General features: G+C 45.6%; 14 protein-coding genes. 9 read left to right on the plus strand and 5 right to left on the minus strand.

The window, feature by feature from the left end:
- The first annotated feature begins 153 nt into the window (after positions 1–153).
- The 6 genes from fadB to L5L94_RS20260 all read left to right on the plus strand — a co-directional run bounded on the left by fadB (position 154) and on the right by L5L94_RS20260 (position 9,246).
- Complete coding sequence (gene fadB, locus L5L94_RS20235; protein WP_263164806.1) at positions 154–2,304, plus strand: fatty acid oxidation complex subunit alpha FadB; 2,151 nt, start codon at positions 154–156, stop codon at positions 2,302–2,304.
- Between the two features lie 22 nt (positions 2,305–2,326).
- The gene (fadA, locus tag L5L94_RS20240; protein WP_014609502.1) at positions 2,327–3,490 is read left to right on the plus strand and encodes an acetyl-CoA C-acyltransferase FadA; all 1,164 of its coding nucleotides are present in this window, start codon (positions 2,327–2,329) and stop codon (positions 3,488–3,490) included.
- Between the two features lie 242 nt (positions 3,491–3,732).
- Positions 3,733–4,899: a diguanylate cyclase domain-containing protein gene (locus L5L94_RS20245; RefSeq protein WP_131524506.1), complete on the plus strand. Its 1,167-nt coding sequence runs from the start codon at positions 3,733–3,735 to the stop codon at positions 4,897–4,899.
- 175 nt (positions 4,900–5,074) lie between these two features.
- Positions 5,075–5,320, plus strand: coding sequence for a sulfurtransferase TusA (gene tusA, locus L5L94_RS20250; protein WP_105250817.1), 246 nt, complete (start codon positions 5,075–5,077; stop codon positions 5,318–5,320).
- A gap of 47 nt (positions 5,321–5,367) precedes the next feature.
- Positions 5,368–5,814: an MOSC domain-containing protein gene (locus L5L94_RS20255; protein WP_263164807.1), complete on the plus strand. Its 447-nt coding sequence runs from the start codon at positions 5,368–5,370 to the stop codon at positions 5,812–5,814.
- A gap of 243 nt (positions 5,815–6,057) precedes the next feature.
- Entirely contained in the window at positions 6,058–9,246 is a 3,189-nt protein-coding gene (locus L5L94_RS20260) for an amidohydrolase family protein (protein ID WP_263164808.1), read from the plus strand.
- Between the two features lie 170 nt (positions 9,247–9,416).
- Here L5L94_RS20260 and L5L94_RS20265 read toward each other — a convergent pair whose 3' ends face one another.
- Positions 9,417–10,007, minus strand: a complete 591-nt coding sequence (locus L5L94_RS20265) for a DNA-3-methyladenine glycosylase I (RefSeq protein ID WP_263164809.1) — start codon at positions 10,005–10,007, stop codon at positions 9,417–9,419.
- A gap of 117 nt (positions 10,008–10,124) precedes the next feature.
- Between L5L94_RS20265 and glyQ the strand changes: the two genes are divergently transcribed.
- Positions 10,125–11,030, plus strand: coding sequence for a glycine--tRNA ligase subunit alpha (glyQ, locus tag L5L94_RS20270; RefSeq protein WP_219235734.1), 906 nt, complete (start codon positions 10,125–10,127; stop codon positions 11,028–11,030).
- Between the two features lie 10 nt (positions 11,031–11,040).
- Positions 11,041–13,110 (plus strand): glycine--tRNA ligase subunit beta, encoded by a 2,070-nt coding sequence (gene glyS / locus L5L94_RS20275; protein ID WP_263164811.1) that lies wholly within the window; start codon positions 11,041–11,043, stop codon positions 13,108–13,110.
- A gap of 102 nt (positions 13,111–13,212) precedes the next feature.
- Here the strand turns inward: glyS and L5L94_RS20280 are convergent, their stop codons facing one another.
- Complete coding sequence (locus L5L94_RS20280; RefSeq protein ID WP_263164812.1) at positions 13,213–14,253, minus strand: HDOD domain-containing protein; 1,041 nt, start codon at positions 14,251–14,253, stop codon at positions 13,213–13,215.
- Between the two features lie 333 nt (positions 14,254–14,586).
- Here L5L94_RS20280 and L5L94_RS20285 point away from each other — a divergent pair, with 333 nt between their 5' ends.
- Positions 14,587–15,507: a biotin-dependent carboxyltransferase family protein gene (locus tag L5L94_RS20285; RefSeq protein ID WP_263164813.1), complete on the plus strand. Its 921-nt coding sequence runs from the start codon at positions 14,587–14,589 to the stop codon at positions 15,505–15,507.
- A gap of 93 nt (positions 15,508–15,600) precedes the next feature.
- Here the strand turns inward: L5L94_RS20285 and L5L94_RS20290 are convergent, their stop codons facing one another.
- From L5L94_RS20290 to L5L94_RS20300, 3 genes are read right to left on the minus strand one after another with little or no spacing between them, the layout of a single operon-like run.
- On the minus strand, positions 15,601–15,936 hold the full coding sequence (locus L5L94_RS20290; RefSeq protein ID WP_263164815.1) for a c-type cytochrome: 336 nt from the start codon (positions 15,934–15,936) through the stop codon (positions 15,601–15,603).
- On the minus strand, positions 15,933–16,316 hold the full coding sequence (locus L5L94_RS20295; protein WP_263148671.1) for a cytochrome C: 384 nt from the start codon (positions 16,314–16,316) through the stop codon (positions 15,933–15,935). Before L5L94_RS20295 ends, L5L94_RS20290 begins: the two co-directional genes overlap by 4 nt.
- On the minus strand, positions 16,316–17,542 hold the full coding sequence (locus L5L94_RS20300) for a sulfite oxidase (RefSeq protein WP_263164817.1): 1,227 nt from the start codon (positions 17,540–17,542) through the stop codon (positions 16,316–16,318). The genes L5L94_RS20295 and L5L94_RS20300 overlap by 1 nt, the downstream gene beginning before the upstream one ends.

Below are 17,542 nucleotides of genomic sequence, written 5' to 3' on the forward strand. Positions count from 1 at the left end.
GTCGTTTAAATTGGGTGTTGTAATTTATCGAATTTCGAAGCACACTGGCATACAACTGGTCAAATGATGGCCGAAGCTGCTGTGAGATAGAGAGTCGTACTAGCACCAACACATAATGGTGGGTATCACTTTTAAGCCAAAAGGAAGCAAGCAATGATCTACCAAAGTCCTACAATTCAAGTTGAGTTACTCGAGGATAATATTGCCAAGCTGTGCTTTAACGCACCCGGTTCGGTGAACAAATTCGACAGAGAAACCCTCGCTTCGCTCGATGCCGCATTAGACAGCATCAAGCAAAATTCCAATATCAAAGCGTTAGTGCTGACCTCAAGTAAAGATACCTTTATTGTGGGTGCCGACATTACCGAATTTTTAGGCCTATTCGCACAAGATGACGCCGTACTGCTCTCTTGGGTTAAACAAGCCAACGCTGTCTTCAACAAACTCGAAGACTTACCTTTCCCAACAGCATCTGCAATCAAAGGCTTTGCCTTAGGTGGCGGCTGTGAAACCATTCTGGCAACGGATTTTCGTATCGCAGATACCACAGCCAAAATCGGTTTACCTGAAACTAAACTCGGCATCATCCCAGGCTTTGGCGGCACAGTTCGTCTGCCACGTGTGATTGGTGCAGATAACGCACTTGAATGGATCACCACAGGTAACGACCAACGCGCTGAAGATGCACTGAAAGTCGGTGCTGTAGATGCCGTGGTTGCACCAGAAGCATTAGAAGCGGCTGCAATTCAAATGCTCAAAGATGCTGTTGCAGAAAAGTTGGATTGGCAAGCGCGTCGTGACCGCAAGCTGTCTGCCCTAACGCTGCCAAAACTCGAAGCTATGATGTCATTCACCACAGCTAAAGGCATGGTGTTTGCGGTTGCGGGTAAACACTACCCAGCACCAATGGCCGCAGTAAGCGTGATTGAGCAAGCATCGACTAAAGGCCGCACCGAAGCACTGCAAATCGAGCATCAAGCCTTTATCAAACTGGCTAAAACTGACGTTGCTAAAGCGCTTATCGGTATCTTCCTTAATGATCAATTCGTTAAAGGCAAAGCGAAAAAAGCGGGTAAATTAGCCAAAGAAGTGAAAAACGCTGCCGTATTAGGTGCTGGTATTATGGGCGGCGGTATCGCCTACCAAAGTGCCAGCAAAGGCACACCGATTGTCATGAAAGACATTGCCCAGCCAGCATTAGATTTAGGTCTCAATGAAGCCGCTAAACTGCTGTCTGCCCAAGTTGCTCGTGGCCGTTCAACGCCAGAAAAAATGGCCAAAGTGCTGAACAACATCACGCCTTCATTAGATTATGCCGCGATTAAACACAGCGATGTCGTCGTTGAAGCCGTTGTTGAACATCCAAAAATTAAAGCACAGGTTTTAGCCGAAGTTGAAGGTTATGTGAGTGAAGATGCGATTATCGCGTCAAACACCTCAACGATTTCAATTAACTTGCTCGCTAAGAGCATGAAGAAACCTGAGCGTTTCTGCGGTATGCACTTCTTCAACCCAGTGCACAAAATGCCGTTGGTCGAAGTTATCCGTGGCGAGCACAGCTCTGAAGAAACCATCGCCTCTGTTGTGGCTTACGCCAGCAAAATGGGCAAAACGCCAATCGTGGTAAACGATTGCCCAGGCTTCTTCGTTAACCGCGTACTCTTCCCTTACTTTGCAGGCTTTAACGGCTTACTTGCCGAAGGTGGCGACTTTGCTGCAATCGACAAGGTAATGGAAAAACAATTCGGTTGGCCAATGGGCCCTGCTTACCTGCTCGACGTAGTGGGTTTAGACACAGGTCATCACGCCCAAGCCGTTATGGCTGAAGGTTTCCCTGATCGAATGGGTAAATCAGGCACTGATGCGATTGATGTGATGTTTGAGAACAAACGTCTTGGCCAGAAAAATGGCAAAGGTTTCTATGTCTATTCAGTCGATAGCCGTGGTAAACCGAAGAAAGATGTCGATCCAACGAGCTACGGCCTATTGAAAGCTGCCTTTGGCGAATTAAAAGTCTTTGAAGCCGATGACATTATTGCCCGTACAATGATCCCTATGATCATCGAAACCGTGCGCTGTTTAGAAGAAGGTATTGTCGCATCACCAGCCGAAGCGGATATGGGCCTAGTTTATGGCTTAGGTTTCCCGCCATTCAGAGGCGGCGTGTTCCGTTATTTGGATACCATGGGTGTCGCAAACTTTGTGGCCTTAGCAGACAAATATGCTCACTTGGGCGGTCTGTATCAAGTCACAGATGCGATGCGTACATTAGCAGCCAATAACGGTAGCTACTACCAAGCCTAATTAGCGGGAAAGGAATTTAATCATGAAACAAGCTGTTATCGTAGACTGCATCCGTACTCCGATGGGCCGCTCAAAGGCTGGCGTATTTCGTAATGTGCGTGCAGAAACTCTGTCTGCCGAATTAATGAAAGGTCTGTTGCTGCGTAATCCGCAACTCGACCCAAACCTAATTGAAGACGTGATTTGGGGTTGTGTGCAACAAACCCTAGAGCAAGGCTTCAACATTGCCCGTAATGCTTCACTATTAGCCGGCATTCCAAAGACCGCTGGCGCTGTGACGGTTAACCGCCTATGTGGTTCGTCAATGGATGCTATCCATCAAGCTGCGCGGGCGATTATGACAGGCATGGGCGACACCTTTATTATTGGTGGCGTAGAACACATGGGCCATGTACCTATGAGCCATGGTGTCGACTTCCACCCAGGTCTTGCTAATAACGTGGCAAAAGCCTCTGGCATGATGGGGTTAACGGCTGAAATGCTGGGTAAACTGCACGGTATTACCCGTGAACAGCAAGATGCTTTTGCAGTACGTTCTCATCAACGTGCTTATGCTGCGACGATTGAAGGCCGTTTTGCCAAGGAAATCTATGGCATTGAAGGTCACGATGCTAACGGTGCCTTAATTAAAGTACTGCAAGACGAAGTCATTCGCCCAGAAACCACAATGGAATCTCTAGCAGCACTGCGTCCGGTATTTGATCCAGTCAACGGTACTGTCACTGCGGGTACTTCTTCTGCACTGTCTGATGGCGCTTCAGCCATGTTGATCATGGAAGAATCTAAAGCGCGCGCACTTGGCTTGCCGATTCGTGCACGTATTCGCTCTATGGCGGTTGCGGGTTGTGATGCGGCTATCATGGGTTACGGACCTGTGCCTGCCACGCAAAAAGCGCTGGCTCGTGCCGGTATCACAGTTGCCGATTTAGATGTGATTGAACTGAACGAAGCATTTGCAGCTCAGTCTTTACCTTGTGTGAAAGATTTAGGTTTAGCGGATGTGGTTGACGACAAAATCAACCTCAACGGCGGCGCAATTGCACTAGGTCACCCACTGGGTTGTTCAGGTGCGCGTATCTCTACGACGCTGATCAACTTGATGGAAGACAAAGACGCGACCTTAGGTTTAGCGACCATGTGTATTGGTTTAGGCCAAGGTATCGCCACCGTGTTCGAACGCGTTTAATTCGTTAATCAAATAATTATCAAAGCCGGAACTTGTTCCGGCTTTTTTATGCCAAATATTCTGCCATCGTAAATATTAATATTTCTCATTTCTTCTGCTGTTCATTTGAAAATCAGTCCGTTATCGACTTAACTACAAGGGCATTACTGGCTATTGTGGACGACAAGTGGCAGCAATCATCAGCCAAATCTAGGCAGTGTAGTGCAAGGATGCAATTCGTTGTTTTACCAGAGGAATGCCAGATGCTACAAACGGAACAGACCCTTTTCGAACAAATGCGGATCACTGAGCTGGAGATCGAGTCTCGTAAGGCGCTCTTCTCTTTTACAGGGGCAGACGTAAAGGCCCTGCAATCCTTTAAGCCCATCATTGAAGAAAACATCGATAAAATTGTCGATGACTTTTACGGCTTACAAACCAGTGTGTCAGAAATTGCGCTCTTGATTGGAGACTCAGACACCCTTGCCCGCCTACGTACCGCACAGAGAAGATATGTGCTTGATTTATTTAATGGTGTTTATGATCTTGAGTACGTAAACAATCGCCTGCGGATTGGTTTAGTCCATAAACGTATAGGTGTTGAGCCCAAACTTTACCTGTCTGCAGTACACACACTCAAGGAGTTGATCTATGCAGTGATCAACAGTTCAGTACAAGATGTACGTCAAGCCGAACGTATTCGAGCCGCAATTGATAAACTCGTGCTGTTTGATGTCACACTAGTATTCGATACTTATATTCGCAGCTTAGTCTCCGAGATTGAGAACGCTAAGGATAAAGCCGAAAAATATGCCCAAAGCATGGAAAGCAAAGTCAAAGAGCGAACACAGCAGTTAGAAGAACTCTCGCAAACCGATCCCTTAACAGGTTTACTCAACGTAAGGCACTTACAAGAAACCGCAACTCGCATACTCAGAGCAGCCCAAAGACGCGCCGAGCCCGTATGTGTCATCTACTTAGATGTAGATGATTTTAAATTATTTAATGACACTCAAGGCCATAGATCAGGTGATGAAGTACTTTGTGCCGTCGCAAAAGCGATTAAAGAAACCACTCGTGCTGAAGATCATTGCTTTCGATATGGTGGAGATGAATTCTGTATCATCATGCCTAACTGTCGTGAGGAACAAGCTCGAGAGAATTTCATAACTCGGTTTAATCAAAAAATAAAACTCAGTCTAAACAATATTTCCTTAAGCTTTGGCATTACAGATACTGGCCCCTATGAATATGAAGAAGCCAATAGCTTAATTCATAAAGCCGATCAAAAAATGTATAGCTACAAACGGGCGTCCAAATTGCAGCAACAAACTATGGCAGCTGCAAATGATTTAGCACCAGAGAATAGTACAGCTGTTATCCATCCAATCTCTCAATCTCAAAGCGCTGCAGATAAAGCCGTTGAGTAATGTTAATTACCATAAGCCATAAGTTTGTTCCACGTGGAACATTTTATCTCTAGCCTTGCTAACGACAAAAAGCACACCAATCAAACCACATCACAAATTGCGACCGCCAACTTGGTTTATCATGGGGGCTGGAGTAACATTAGCTAATTCTGCTTAACCGTTCAGTAGAGGTAATATGAACGACGCTTTCTCAACCGCACAGCATAGACTCGATGCACTTGGCTTACGTTGCCCTGAACCTGTAATGATGGTGCGTAAAACGGTAAGACAAATGGCTGCAGGCGAGACACTGCTGATCATTGCCGATGACCCTGCAACGACACGCGATATTCCAAGCTTCTGTGAGTTTATGGATCACACGCTTATCGCCAGCGAAACGGCTCAGACGCCATACCAATATTTGATCAAAAAAGGACTTTAAGTCGTATCGTTTTAGCGACTTAATCATTAAAAAGGATGTGAGGAACTATGCCAAAACTGCTGGCAATTGCCTATAAAACTGTAAAGCGCGGCCCAATGAATGAGGTTCTCTGTGCCAATGTCACCCAGTTAAATGGTGTAGAGAAAGATGTATTTGGTCGTCCTGGCAAACGCCAAGTCACTGTGCTTTCCAAACTACAATGGCAACAAGCCTGTCGTGCTATTGAGGCAGAATTGCCTTGGACGACTCGCAGAGTAAATCTGCTCGTTGATGGTCTGGTATTTAGCAGTGCAGATGTTGGTAAACATTTACAAATTGGTGAGTTACTACTTGAAATTACAGGTGAGACCGATCCCTGTAAAAAAATGGAAATTGCACATGTCGGTTTAGAAGCCGCACTCACCCCAGATTGGCGAGGAGGTGTTACATGCAGGGTATTAAATGATGCCATGATCCACCTAGGTGATGAGATAGCAATTTTCTTTCCTCGCTAATCCAATCACTTATCTCAGCTAGTTATCCATATTCCTCTATAAATAGAACCAAATAACTTGGTTCTATTTCTGTTGTCCCAATCCTAATATAAATATCAGCTTTCTAGCTCGAACATCAATTGAAACAGTATTTACGTTTTCCTTCCTATCTATTTATGCGATAACTACACCAAGTATTAACAAAACTTTATCTTGTGATTAATACCGCTCATGTAGCCCATAAGAACGATAACAGGAAGTGACATGTTGAACTCTAAACTTACCCCGCTTTATATTGCCCTCACTCTTGGGATGAATACCCTTGCAGTTAACGCCACAGAAACGAAAGAATCGACTTGGAATGTTAACGCTCCAGCGAATGCTCCCTTAGTGCAAGTCAAAGTTGATGTTAATGAAGGCACTTGGATGAACTTAAGTGTCAGTCCAGATGGCAAGTATATCGTCTTCGACTTACTCGGTGACATCTACCAAATTCCAGTAACAGGCGGTGAAGCTAAGCCATTAGCCCAAGGCATAGCTTGGCAGATGCAGCCCGTCTATAGCCCTGATGGCAAGCACATTGCTTTTACGTCCGATGGTGATGGTGGTGATAACATTTGGATTATGGATGCTGATGGCAACAACCCAAGAACAGTCACCCAAGAAACCTTCAGGCTACTAAACAGTCCAGCTTGGAGCCCAGACTCCCAGTATTTGGTTGCCCGTAAGCACTTTACCGCCAGTCGTAGTTTGGGTGCGGGCGAAGTGTGGCTATACCACGTTGCGGGTGGTGAAGGCGTCAAACTAACCGAACGTCCTAATGATGAGAAAGATTTAGGTGAACCCGCGTATTCACCCGATGGTCGCTATATCTACTTTAGTCAGGATGACACGCCGGGTAAAACATTCCATTACTCAAAGGATTCGGTCAACGGTATCTACAAAATAAAACGCTACGATACTCAAACTGGTGAGATTGAGGTATTAATCGAAGGCACGGGTGGAGCGATTCGGCCAACGCCGAGCCCAGACGGTACTAAGCTCGCCTATATTAAGCGCGATGATTTCCAGTCATCACTCTACCTACTCGACCTTAAGTCGGGAGAAACAACTAAGCTGTTTGGCGAACTTGACCGTGATATGCAGGAGACTTGGGCCATTCATGGCGTCTATCCAACAATGGCATGGACACAAGATAACAAGGATATTTTCTTCTGGGCTAAGGGAAAAATTAATCGTCTGAATGTTGCCAATAAAACACTCACAGATATCCCCTTTAGTGTAAAAACTGAGTTAGCCGTACAGCCCTCGGTGCGCTTTAAGCAAGATATCGATAAAGACGTTTTCGATGTAAAAATGCTACGTATGGCGCAGGTCTCACCGGATGGTAGCAAAGTCGCCTTCGAAGCACTGGGTAAAATTTGGTTAAAATCCTTACCCGATGGCAGAATGTCACGCTTGACTGAGCTAGACAAAAATATTGCAGAACTTTATCCCCAATGGTCGCGCGATGGTAAAAATATTGTTTTCACCACTTGGAATGACCAAGACCAAGGCACAGTGCAAGTGATCAGCGCCAAAGGTAGCAAACCTAAGCAGCTAACATCTGAGCCAGGAAAGTATGTCGAACCCACCTTTTCACCCAATGGTGAACTCGTAGTGTATCGTAAAACTCAAGGCGGTAACCTCACACCAAGAACTTGGTCGCAGGAACCTGGGCTATATAAAGTCGATATTAAAGGTAAACAAAATAGCAAGATCAGTGCCGATGGCTATCAAGCTCAATTCGGTGCTAATGCCGATCGCGTCTTTTTTATGAATAGCAGCGAAGATGAAACGCCGCAGTTATCATCCATCAACTTAGACGGCTTCGATAAACGGGTTCATTACAGCAGCAAACATGCAACTGAATTTAGGGTTTCACCCGATGGTGAGCAACTCGCCTTTGCTGAACGATTCAAGGTTTGGGTAACACCTTTTGCTAAACACAGCGAGACAGTTGAGATTGGCCCCAATGCCAGCAATCTACCCGTAAGCCAATTGAGTGCCCGTGCGGGTGAAAGTATCAGTTGGAACAGTAAAAGCGACCAACTATATTGGACTCTTGGCCCCGAGTTGTACCAAGCCAAGGTTGACACTCAATATCGCAACAAAGATGAAAAGGCACAACCAAGCATTATCGATTTAGGCTTTACCGAAAAGGCCGATGTTCCACGTGGAACAATCGCGTTTGTCGGTGGTAAAGTGATTACGATGGAAAATGACCAAGTGATTGATAATGGTGTGGTCATAGTCAAAGACAATCATATTGTCGCCGTAGGCGATGCCAATGTTGCGATTCCTAAGGATGCGCAGATCATCGACATCAAAGGCAAATCCATTATGCCAGGACTATTCGATGCCCACGCCCATGGACCGCAAGCGGATGATGAAATCGTGCCACAACAGAACTGGGCGCTCTACTCTGGATTATCTTTAGGCGTGACTACGATTCACGATCCATCGAATGACACCACAGAAATCTTTGCCGCATCTGAGCAACAAAAAGCAGGTAATATTGTTGGCCCACGAATATTCTCCACCGGCACCATACTTTATGGTGCCAATGCGCCTGGCTACACATCGCACATAGACTCACTAGATGATGCCAAATTCCATCTTGAACGCCTGAAAAAAGTTGGAGCCTTTAGCGTAAAAAGCTATAACCAACCGCGCCGCAATCAGAGACAGCAAGTCATAGCCGCAGCACGTGAACTCGAAATGATGGTCGTGCCTGAAGGTGGCAGCTTGCTGCAACATAATTTAAGCATGGTCGCCGATGGACATACTACGATTGAGCACTCACTCCCCGTTGGTTCAATCTATAACGATATCAAACAGTTTTGGAGCCAGACTCAAGTTGGTTACACGCCAACCTTAGTGGTTGCCTATGGTGGTATTTCTGGTGAAAACTACTGGTATGATAAAACCGATGTGTGGGCACATCCACGCCTATCCATGTATGTGCCAGCCGATATTTTACAAGCAAGATCAATGCGACGCCCCCATGCACCAGAGAGCCACTACAATCATTTCAATGTTGCTAAGGTTGCTAACGAGCTCAATAAGTTAGGGGTTCACCCAAATATTGGCGCCCACGGTCAACGTGAAGGTTTAGCGGCACATTGGGAAATGTGGATGTTTGCCCAAGGCGGCATGAGCAATATGGAAGTGTTGAAAACGGCCACCATTAATCCAGCGACGACCTTTAGCATGGAGCAGCAACTCGGTTCTATCAAAGAAGGTAAGCTCGCAGACTTGATCGTTATTGATGGTGATCCATTAGCCGACATTCGCGTCACCGACAGAGTCACTCATACTATGGTCAATGGTAAGTTATTTGATGCAGAGACTATGAAGGAACTTAATGGGGATAAAGAACAGCGTAAGCCGTTTTTCTTTGAGAAACTCTAAGGGCAACTTTCAAGTCTAGGAGAATAGCTTTCCTGTTGAGACCGTTTAAGTTTAACAAGATGAGTTCCAGCGAAGCTCAAAAAGCATGTTCCACGTGGAACATGCTTTTTTGTATTTGGATACTCTACAAGAGTTTTCTTTAATATCAGTCAGCCCAACGATTAATGATTCTAGTGGCTATGCTCAGCACAGGAATCGACACAGGCCTGATAAGCAACACACTCGACAAGATGATCGTTCACCATACCCACCGCCTGCATAAAGGCATAACAAATGGTTGGGCCGACAAAATTGAATCCGAGTTTCTTCAACGCTTTTGACATGGCTTCAGATTCTGGTGTTTGTGCCGAAACCTGCGACATTGCCCTAATCTGATTAACTATGGGTTTACCGCCCACAAAACTCCATAAAAATGCAGAGAAATCCTTCCCATCGGCAGTATAGGCTAAATAACCTTTGGCATTCTTGATGATAGAATTCACCTTCAAGCGGTTGCGCACTATACCGGGATTCAACATGAGCTCCTCCACTTTCGCCTCATCAAAAGTCGCAATAATCTCAGGTTCAAAATTAGCAAAGGCCTGTTCATAATTTTGTTGCTTCTTCAGGATAGTTATCCAAGATAATCCGGCCTGTTGACCATCTAAACACAACTTAGCAAACAGCTCCTTTGGATCATAAACAGGTCGCCCCCACACTTTGTCGTGATACTCACGATACAAGGGATCATCACTTACCCAGCCACAGCGGATCTCTTCCATGGTATATAACCTTATTGTTTTAATTAAGAAGGTAAAAAATAACCTACATAAGCAGATATCTACAAGGTATAATCGAACCCATTTTCTATTCAGGCTGACGGCAGTAGACAAGTAGACATGACGACAAAACACGACGTAAAAACATTTCAGGGTTTCATTCTCACCCTGCAGGAATATTGGGCACAGCAAGGCTGTGCAATTGTTCAACCTTTAGATATGGAAGTCGGCGCGGGTACATTCCACCCACAAACTTTCCTACGTTCTTTAGGGCCTGAACCTATGAGCAGTGCCTATGTGCAGCCATCGCGCCGCCCTACGGATGGTCGTTACGGTGAAAACCCTAACCGTCTGCAGCACTACTACCAATTCCAAGTCGTGTTGAAGCCTTCTCCTGACAATATTCAAGAGCTGTATTTAGGCTCACTGCAAGCACTGGGTATTGATACTCAAATCCACGATATCCGCTTTGTGGAAGATAACTGGGAATCACCAACACTAGGTGCTTGGGGCTTAGGCTGGGAAGTTTGGCTTAATGGTATGGAAGTGACTCAGTTTACGTACTTCCAACAGGTTGGCGGCATCGAATGCAGCCCAGTCACAGGTGAAATCACCTATGGCCTAGAGCGTCTGGCCATGTATATCCAAGGCGTAGATAGTGTTTATGATCTCGTATGGACCGATGGTCCACTGGGCCGCATCACCTATGGTGATGTGTTCCATCAAAATGAAGTCGAGCAATCGACCTATAACTTCGAGCACGCCGATGTGGACTTTATGTTCACCCTGTTCGATCAGTGCGAAAAAATGTGTCAGCATTTATTGTCGCTAGAAAAACCTTTACCTCTGCCCGCATACGAGCAAGTGATGAAAGCCTCACACGCCTTCAACCTGCTCGATGCCCGCCATGCCATTTCAGTTACCGAGCGCCAACGCTACATCTTACGCGTTCGTACTATGGCGAAAGCGGTCGCTGAATCTTATTATCAGGCACGCGAAGCGCTTGGCTTCCCAATGTGTAAGTAGAGGTAAAAACATGAATTTTGAAAACTTACTCATAGAGTTAGGCACGGAAGAATTACCACCTAAGTCACTACGTAAACTGGCTGAATCCTTTTTAGCTAACTTTACTGAAGAACTCACCAAAGCCGATTTAGCGTTCAGCTCAGCCGTTTGGTACGCAGCGCCACGTCGTCTGGCAATTAACGTCACTGAACTTGCCCTTGCACAAGCTGACAAAGTGGTTGAAAAACGCGGCCCCGCCGTGAGTTCAGCATTTGATGCTGAAGGCAAACCGACGAAAGCCGCTGAAGGTTGGGCACGTGGTAATGGTATTACTGTTGAACAAGCCGAACGTTTAGTTACAGATAAAGGCGAATGGTTAGTCCATAACGCCAAAGTTGAAGGCGTCGAAACCAAAAGTTTGATCGCTGCTATAGCTCAACGTGCACTCGATAAATTGCCCATTCCTAAGCCAATGCGCTGGGGCAATAATAAAACCCAATTTATTCGCCCTGTGCACACCGCGACTATGTTGTTAGGCAGTGAGTTGATTGAAGGTGAATTGCTGGGTATCAAATCGGCACGCACTGTTCGCGGTCACCGCTTTATGGGACTCAAGCAGTTTGAATTAGCCCATGCAGATCACTACCTTGCCGACCTAAAAGAAAAAGGCAAAGTCATCGCCGATTACGAAAGCCGTAAAGCGTTAATTAAAGCCGATGCCGAAAAAGCTGCCGCTAAGATTGGTGGCACAGCCGATATCGAAGATAGCCTGCTTGAAGAGGTCACCTCTTTGGTTGAATGGCCTGTGGTATTGACCGCTAGCTTCGAAGAAAAATTCTTAAGTGTACCGTCTGAAGCTTTGGTCTATACCATGAAAGGCGACCAAAAATACTTCCCAGTCTTTGATAATGCAGGCAAGTTACTGCCAAACTTTATCTTTGTGGCCAATATAGAATCTAAAGATCCCGCGCAAATTATCTCAGGTAACGAGAAAGTCGTTCGCCCACGTCTTGCCGACGCCGAGTTCTTTTTTAATACCGATAAAAAACACACGCTGGAATCGCGTTTACCTAGCCTAGAAACCGTCCTGTTCCAACAGCAGCTCGGTACCTTAAAAGACAAAGTGAATCGTATTTCTGCCCTAGCCGCCTTTATTGCCGGACAAACTGGCGCGAATGCGGTTGATGCAGCCCGTGCAGGTTTGTTATCTAAAACCGATTTGATGACCAATATGGTGATGGAGTTTACCGACACTCAAGGCACTATGGGCATGCACTACGCCCGCCTCGATGGTGAAACCGAAGCGGTTGCGGTTGCAATGGAAGAGCAATATAAGCCTAAGTTCTCAGGCGATACAGTGCCTAGTGCTGGCGTATCTTGCGCAGTCGCATTAGCAGACAAGCTCGATACTTTAGTCGGCATCTTTGGTATTGGCCAAGCACCAAAAGGCGCTGCCGATCCCTTTGCCCTACGCCGTGCCGCAATCGGTGTGCTGCGTATTATCGTTGAGAACAAACTGCCACTGGATTTAGTAACGCTGATTGCTAAAGCTCAGGAGCTCCACGGTACTAACTTAAGCAACGCAAACGCTGCAGAGGAAGTACTTGAATTCTTAATGGCTCGTTTCCGTGCTTGGTATCAAGATAAAGGCATTGGTGTTGATGTGATCTTAGCCGTGCTAGCACGTCGCCCAACACGCCCAGCTGATTTTGATAGTCGTATCAATGCGGTATCACACTTTAGAAGCCTAGAAGCTTCTGGCGCACTTGCAGCAGCGAACAAACGGGTATCCAACATTCTGGCTAAGGTTGAAGGCGCTTTACCGACAACCATCAATGCAAGTTTGTTGACCGAAGCCGCAGAGCAAGCATTGGCGGCCAAGTTGAACGAGCTGCAACCACAGTTGGCACCTTTGTTTGCCAATGCAGATTACCAACAGGCCTTAACTTTGTTAGCTGCCCTACGTGAAAGCGTGGATCAGTTCTTCGAAGATGTAATGGTTATGGCGGATGATGAAGCTTTGAAAAACAATCGTTTAGCATTGTTGAATAATCTACGCGAGCAGTTCCTGCACGTAGCGGATATATCACTACTGCAATAACGATACTAAGGTTTTTTAAATTATCGCTTTATAAAAAAACGCGCTCAATAGCGCGTTTTTTATTGTCCTGATTTCTTATACCAAACGTATTAAATTGCCCAATCAGAACTGCAGCAGTTTTTGATGTAAGCTATCAAATTGAGTTTGATCTAAGTTAACTTGCTGCAGTAAATTCGCCAGTATCTCAGGGGATAATTGCCCTGCTTGATGCAGCATAGAAATCTCGCTAATCACATTCGCCCGCCATACCACTGCGGCGAGCCCCGCTTGCGGGCGCGAGTTCACACTGGCAAGCTTGTCTAATTCTGTTTCAAAGGTATTGGGTAACTGCCAATGCTTAGCAAGCAATGAACTCAAGGTTAACGATTTCGTCGTCATCACTTGTCTAAATAATCCAGAATTAGGCTGTTCTCCCGGCTCTGCCTGTACAAATGCATCGAGGAGCATTTTAAAAATGGCCAACTTGCCGACATCGTGTAATAGGCCCAATAAAAAAGCCGTATCTTGATCTTCATCGCTTAACTCACTGGCAAGAAAAGCAACCTGCATCGAATGGCGCCAAATTTCAGCCCCAAAACGACGGAAATAGATTGGTTTGATATCCAACATTTCACGCACTAAACAAGTGGTGACAAATTTTCTCAGCTGTTCACGACCAAGCTGTACCAAAGCCTGCTGTAAACTGGTGATATCCCTATCGCTACGTTTAAACGCGGGAGAATTACACAGCTTAAGCACCTCAATACTCAGTAAAGGATCTCGCTCAATAAGCGCTAATAGATCCTTAATATCAAACTGAGGATCGGCCAGCTTACGATCTAATTCCAATACCTTTGACGGCAGCTTTAACACTTTCTCGGCGATCACTTGTGGCGATGCCAAGGCCTGCTCTATCTCCGCCATTACCCGACGTTCAAGATTATTCGCTACACCACCAGTGTCCTTAACCCGTGTCGGAAATAACAAACTATAAAAGAGTGCAGATAAATCGACAGATACCACGCTAATGTCTTCGAGAGGTTTAGCAGGCTTTCGCGCAGGTTCAAGCGACTTACCTAAGTCCGTCGTTGAAAAACTTTTGGGTCTCTCAACGGTCGCCGTATCGCGAATATTAAAGAGTTTATTAAAAAGTGATTTAATCAAGAAGCATCAACCTGTCATTATAAATAATTGTTAAAAAATCAGTTAAATATTGCCCATCATAAATCCATTTTGATCAGCTCAAGCCATGCATTAAGACATTGTAGAGAGGCTAATACTTAGCTTAAGTGTAACATATTCAATTCATTTCGGACTTCTTCTATCCCACCATTACTGCTTTTACAAAGACAATCTTGGTTACAAGTTGAAACCTCAAAAAACTTACATTTCAGCATCATTTAACTGACAATATGCCTACCATTCATAAAGGGATACGTATTTTGTCTCCCTTTAATTGATTAACAATCTACTCGCGAGCTAACAACGGAAAATTTGATGATCGAGGTAATAAAAGCGGGTGCACTAACCACAGTTCAAGATATCGGACGCATGGGATATCGACATTTAGGCGTAACCCAAGCAGGTGCCTTAGATAGACCTGCACTGTGTTTAGCAAACCGCCTACTCTCAAACCCAGACAATACACCCGTACTGGAATTGACCTTTGGACAATCGATTTTTTTGTTTAAACGTGATGCTTGGATTGCCTTAACCGGTGCCGATTTCGATGCGCGCATAGATAATAAACCCATAGTTTGCGGCTGGCGTTACTCTATTAAGGCAGGACAAAAACTCAGTCTTAGAGGGGGAAATAAAGGCATGCGTGCCTATGTTGCGGTTGACGGTGGCGTTAAAGTGCCGTTAGTGATGGATTCTGCTGCAACTGATTTAACCTCAGGTATCGGTGGATTTCATGGCCGCGCATTAGAAGCTGGCGATAACCTGACCTTAGGTTCCGCTCATCCACTAAGAAGGCAAGTTGGCGCAATTCAAAAAAGTTGGAATGGGCATATTCGCGCACTCGCAACAAAGCACACCCAAGCCTTCTCGTTGAAATCTCAGCAAATATTCTGGCAAACACAGTGGCAACTTTCAGCTGAAAGTGATCGTGCGAGTGCAATACTCAAAGGTGATACGTTAACATTGGCGAAGCCATTCCCTGTACAATCACACACAGTCACCCCCGGAGTGGTTCAAGTCTCCGCTTCAGGGCAACCACTCGTGTTACTTGCCGATGCGCAGACCACCAGCAGTCATCCGCAAATAGCCGTAATTATTGAAGCCGATCTTTGGAAGCTTGCCCAAACTCGCCCAGGGCAGACAGTTAAATTCGAATTGGTTGACGATGAACAAGCGGCAACGGCGCAAGCGGAATGGCATGACTACTTCTACCGACTACAACGTAGCCTAGGTTAACGAACCACTGCATAATCAAATCTACAAAATATCACCCCGTATTCCCTACTAAACCCTATATCGGTTTAATTCAAATAACACACTATGCTCGTGCTAATTCGCACTTAGGTTCGGTGTAACTTGCTGGCTATAAAACAGCGCCACATCTTGTAATTGCTCAGAGCTTAACGCGCTGACTTGTGATTGCATCAAAGGTTCGAGTCGTAAACCGGTTTTAAAATCGACGAGCTGTTTATTAAGATAAGCTAATTTTTGTCCCTTTAAGTTTGGGAATTGCTTGGCCATAGCGATCACCGCATTGCCATGGCATGACTCACACTGTGCTGTAGCCAATGCCTGACCTCGCTCTATATCTGCTTGATAAACCTCTCCATTAACCTCTGTGGATAAGCCACATAGCGCAATCAAACTTATGATAATCGCTTTCATTTTGGTTCCTTAGGGAAAGGGTTAACTAGCACAGGCTGCAGGTTCGGTTCTAAAGGTAGACGTCTGAAGATCGTCATATCCATTTCAGCCTGCCCATAATGAGTGCTTAGATAACTCAAGGTGGGCTCCCAAGTATCCGACAAGTCCCATAAACCCTGAGTGTCTATCATCCACTGCAAAGTCTCTTTCCAAAAGGCTTTATCGCCGTGGTTTTGCACGACTATCATACTGGTATGGCAGGCATTACATTGATAGTTCACTAACTCCCAGCCAGGAGCCATGATCAAACCCGATTTAGGGTCCACTGGATACTCAGCGGCTAGCGAAATACTGGATGCCACTAGCCCAAGCAATATCAGTTTATTGATATGCGACTTCATCACACCACCCTAACGGCAATACGGTGGCAGCCGTTAAACATATATCCCTTAGGATTCCATTGCGGTTGTACGACAGGCTGACTATCACCTTCACTATCGGTCGCTTTGGCCCAGATTTCATAATAACCCTGCGACGGTAATTGCAATTCAATCTTCCATTGCTGCCATGCTGTTATGTTTTTAGGTTTTTCTAATTCAGCGGCAAACCAACGGGTGCCATAATCGTAACTGACTTCCACCTTAACCACTTCCCGCAATCCCGCCCAAGCATGACCTGCGATAGTCATCTTTTGACCCACAGCTAATTCGGTTCCAGATTGGGGTTGAGTGATCAATGACTTCACTATCATTTCTTCAATGATTTTATAGTCTTTATCATCAACAGACTCACCTGGCGCTATCGGATATTTAGGGAGTTGATACGCTGGTGCTTCCATTTTATGTCCATCATGAACTTTATTACGCACACTGATCCCCGTCGCCGCTTTTTGCGAAACGGAGCCCGGCCGTCCACCAAACACAATACGTAAGGGATATCCATGTAGATAAGGAATGTCCTCACCATTCATCGACCATGCAATAAGCCCAAGCTCTTCAAGCGCCGCCTTTATTGGTACGCCGCGTGAAATCGCCTCACCTTTGCCGCTCAAATGCCGATCAACACCGTGATGGCCTGTGTAAACAGCATCAGATTTAATACCGCAATCCTTAAGCACATCACTCACTAAGACACCTGTCCACTCGGAGCAAAATACGCCGGCATTATTCCACTGATTACCCTTAGTACTAGGAAAAAAGCCAGAGCGACTATTACCGCCACATTCAATCAGCAACTGCAATGTGTAATGCTTAAAGCGACGCTTAAGTTCATCAATTGTGTAGGTTTTTGGGGTGATTACAGACTCACCATCCACTTGAAAAGTCCAAGTTTTAGCATCTAACGCCTTAAAGTCAGGCACTATGCCATTCCAACGGATAAACGAGGCATCTGCAGGCGTCACGGCAGGAGCGAGCTTATGCTCCGGCGGAAACGCATTCAGTGGATGAGTGTTTAACACTTTGAAATAACTCGGTAAGTCATCTGCCTTAGTCCAAGTTAATGCTGATATATCCAGAGGAGTGACGGCTGCGGGAAGCTGTTCGGCAAATACCCACTTAACGGGTAAAGCTGATAACACAGACGTCGCTACCGCACCTTTAATAAAAACCCGACGATTAAGATCCAT

This window comes from Shewanella sp. SM21, from assembly GCF_025654335.1.
GTDB classification, from domain to species: Bacteria; Pseudomonadota; Gammaproteobacteria; order Enterobacterales; family Shewanellaceae; genus Shewanella; species Shewanella oncorhynchi.

Coding starts and splice junctions, on each gene's coding strand:
- fadB (WP_263164806.1), top strand. CDS start 154: ATGATCTACCAAAGTCCTACAATTCAAGTTGAGTTACTCGAGGATAAT.
- fadA (WP_014609502.1), top strand. CDS start 2,327: ATGAAACAAGCTGTTATCGTAGACTGCATCCGTACTCCGATGGGCCGC.
- L5L94_RS20245 (WP_131524506.1), top strand. CDS start 3,733: ATGCTACAAACGGAACAGACCCTTTTCGAACAAATGCGGATCACTGAG.
- tusA (WP_105250817.1), top strand. CDS start 5,075: ATGAACGACGCTTTCTCAACCGCACAGCATAGACTCGATGCACTTGGC.
- L5L94_RS20255 (WP_263164807.1), top strand. CDS start 5,368: ATGCCAAAACTGCTGGCAATTGCCTATAAAACTGTAAAGCGCGGCCCA.
- L5L94_RS20260 (WP_263164808.1), top strand. CDS start 6,058: ATGTTGAACTCTAAACTTACCCCGCTTTATATTGCCCTCACTCTTGGG.
- L5L94_RS20265 (WP_263164809.1), bottom strand. CDS start 10,007: ATGGAAGAGATCCGCTGTGGCTGGGTAAGTGATGATCCCTTGTATCGT.
- glyQ (WP_219235734.1), top strand. CDS start 10,125: ATGACGACAAAACACGACGTAAAAACATTTCAGGGTTTCATTCTCACC.
- glyS (WP_263164811.1), top strand. CDS start 11,041: ATGAATTTTGAAAACTTACTCATAGAGTTAGGCACGGAAGAATTACCA.
- L5L94_RS20285 (WP_263164813.1), top strand. CDS start 14,587: ATGATCGAGGTAATAAAAGCGGGTGCACTAACCACAGTTCAAGATATC.
- L5L94_RS20290 (WP_263164815.1), bottom strand. CDS start 15,936: ATGAAAGCGATTATCATAAGTTTGATTGCGCTATGTGGCTTATCCACA.
- L5L94_RS20295 (WP_263148671.1), bottom strand. CDS start 16,316: ATGAAGTCGCATATCAATAAACTGATATTGCTTGGGCTAGTGGCATCC.
- L5L94_RS20300 (WP_263164817.1), bottom strand. CDS start 17,542: ATGGATCTTAATCGTCGGGTTTTTATTAAAGGTGCGGTAGCGACGTCT.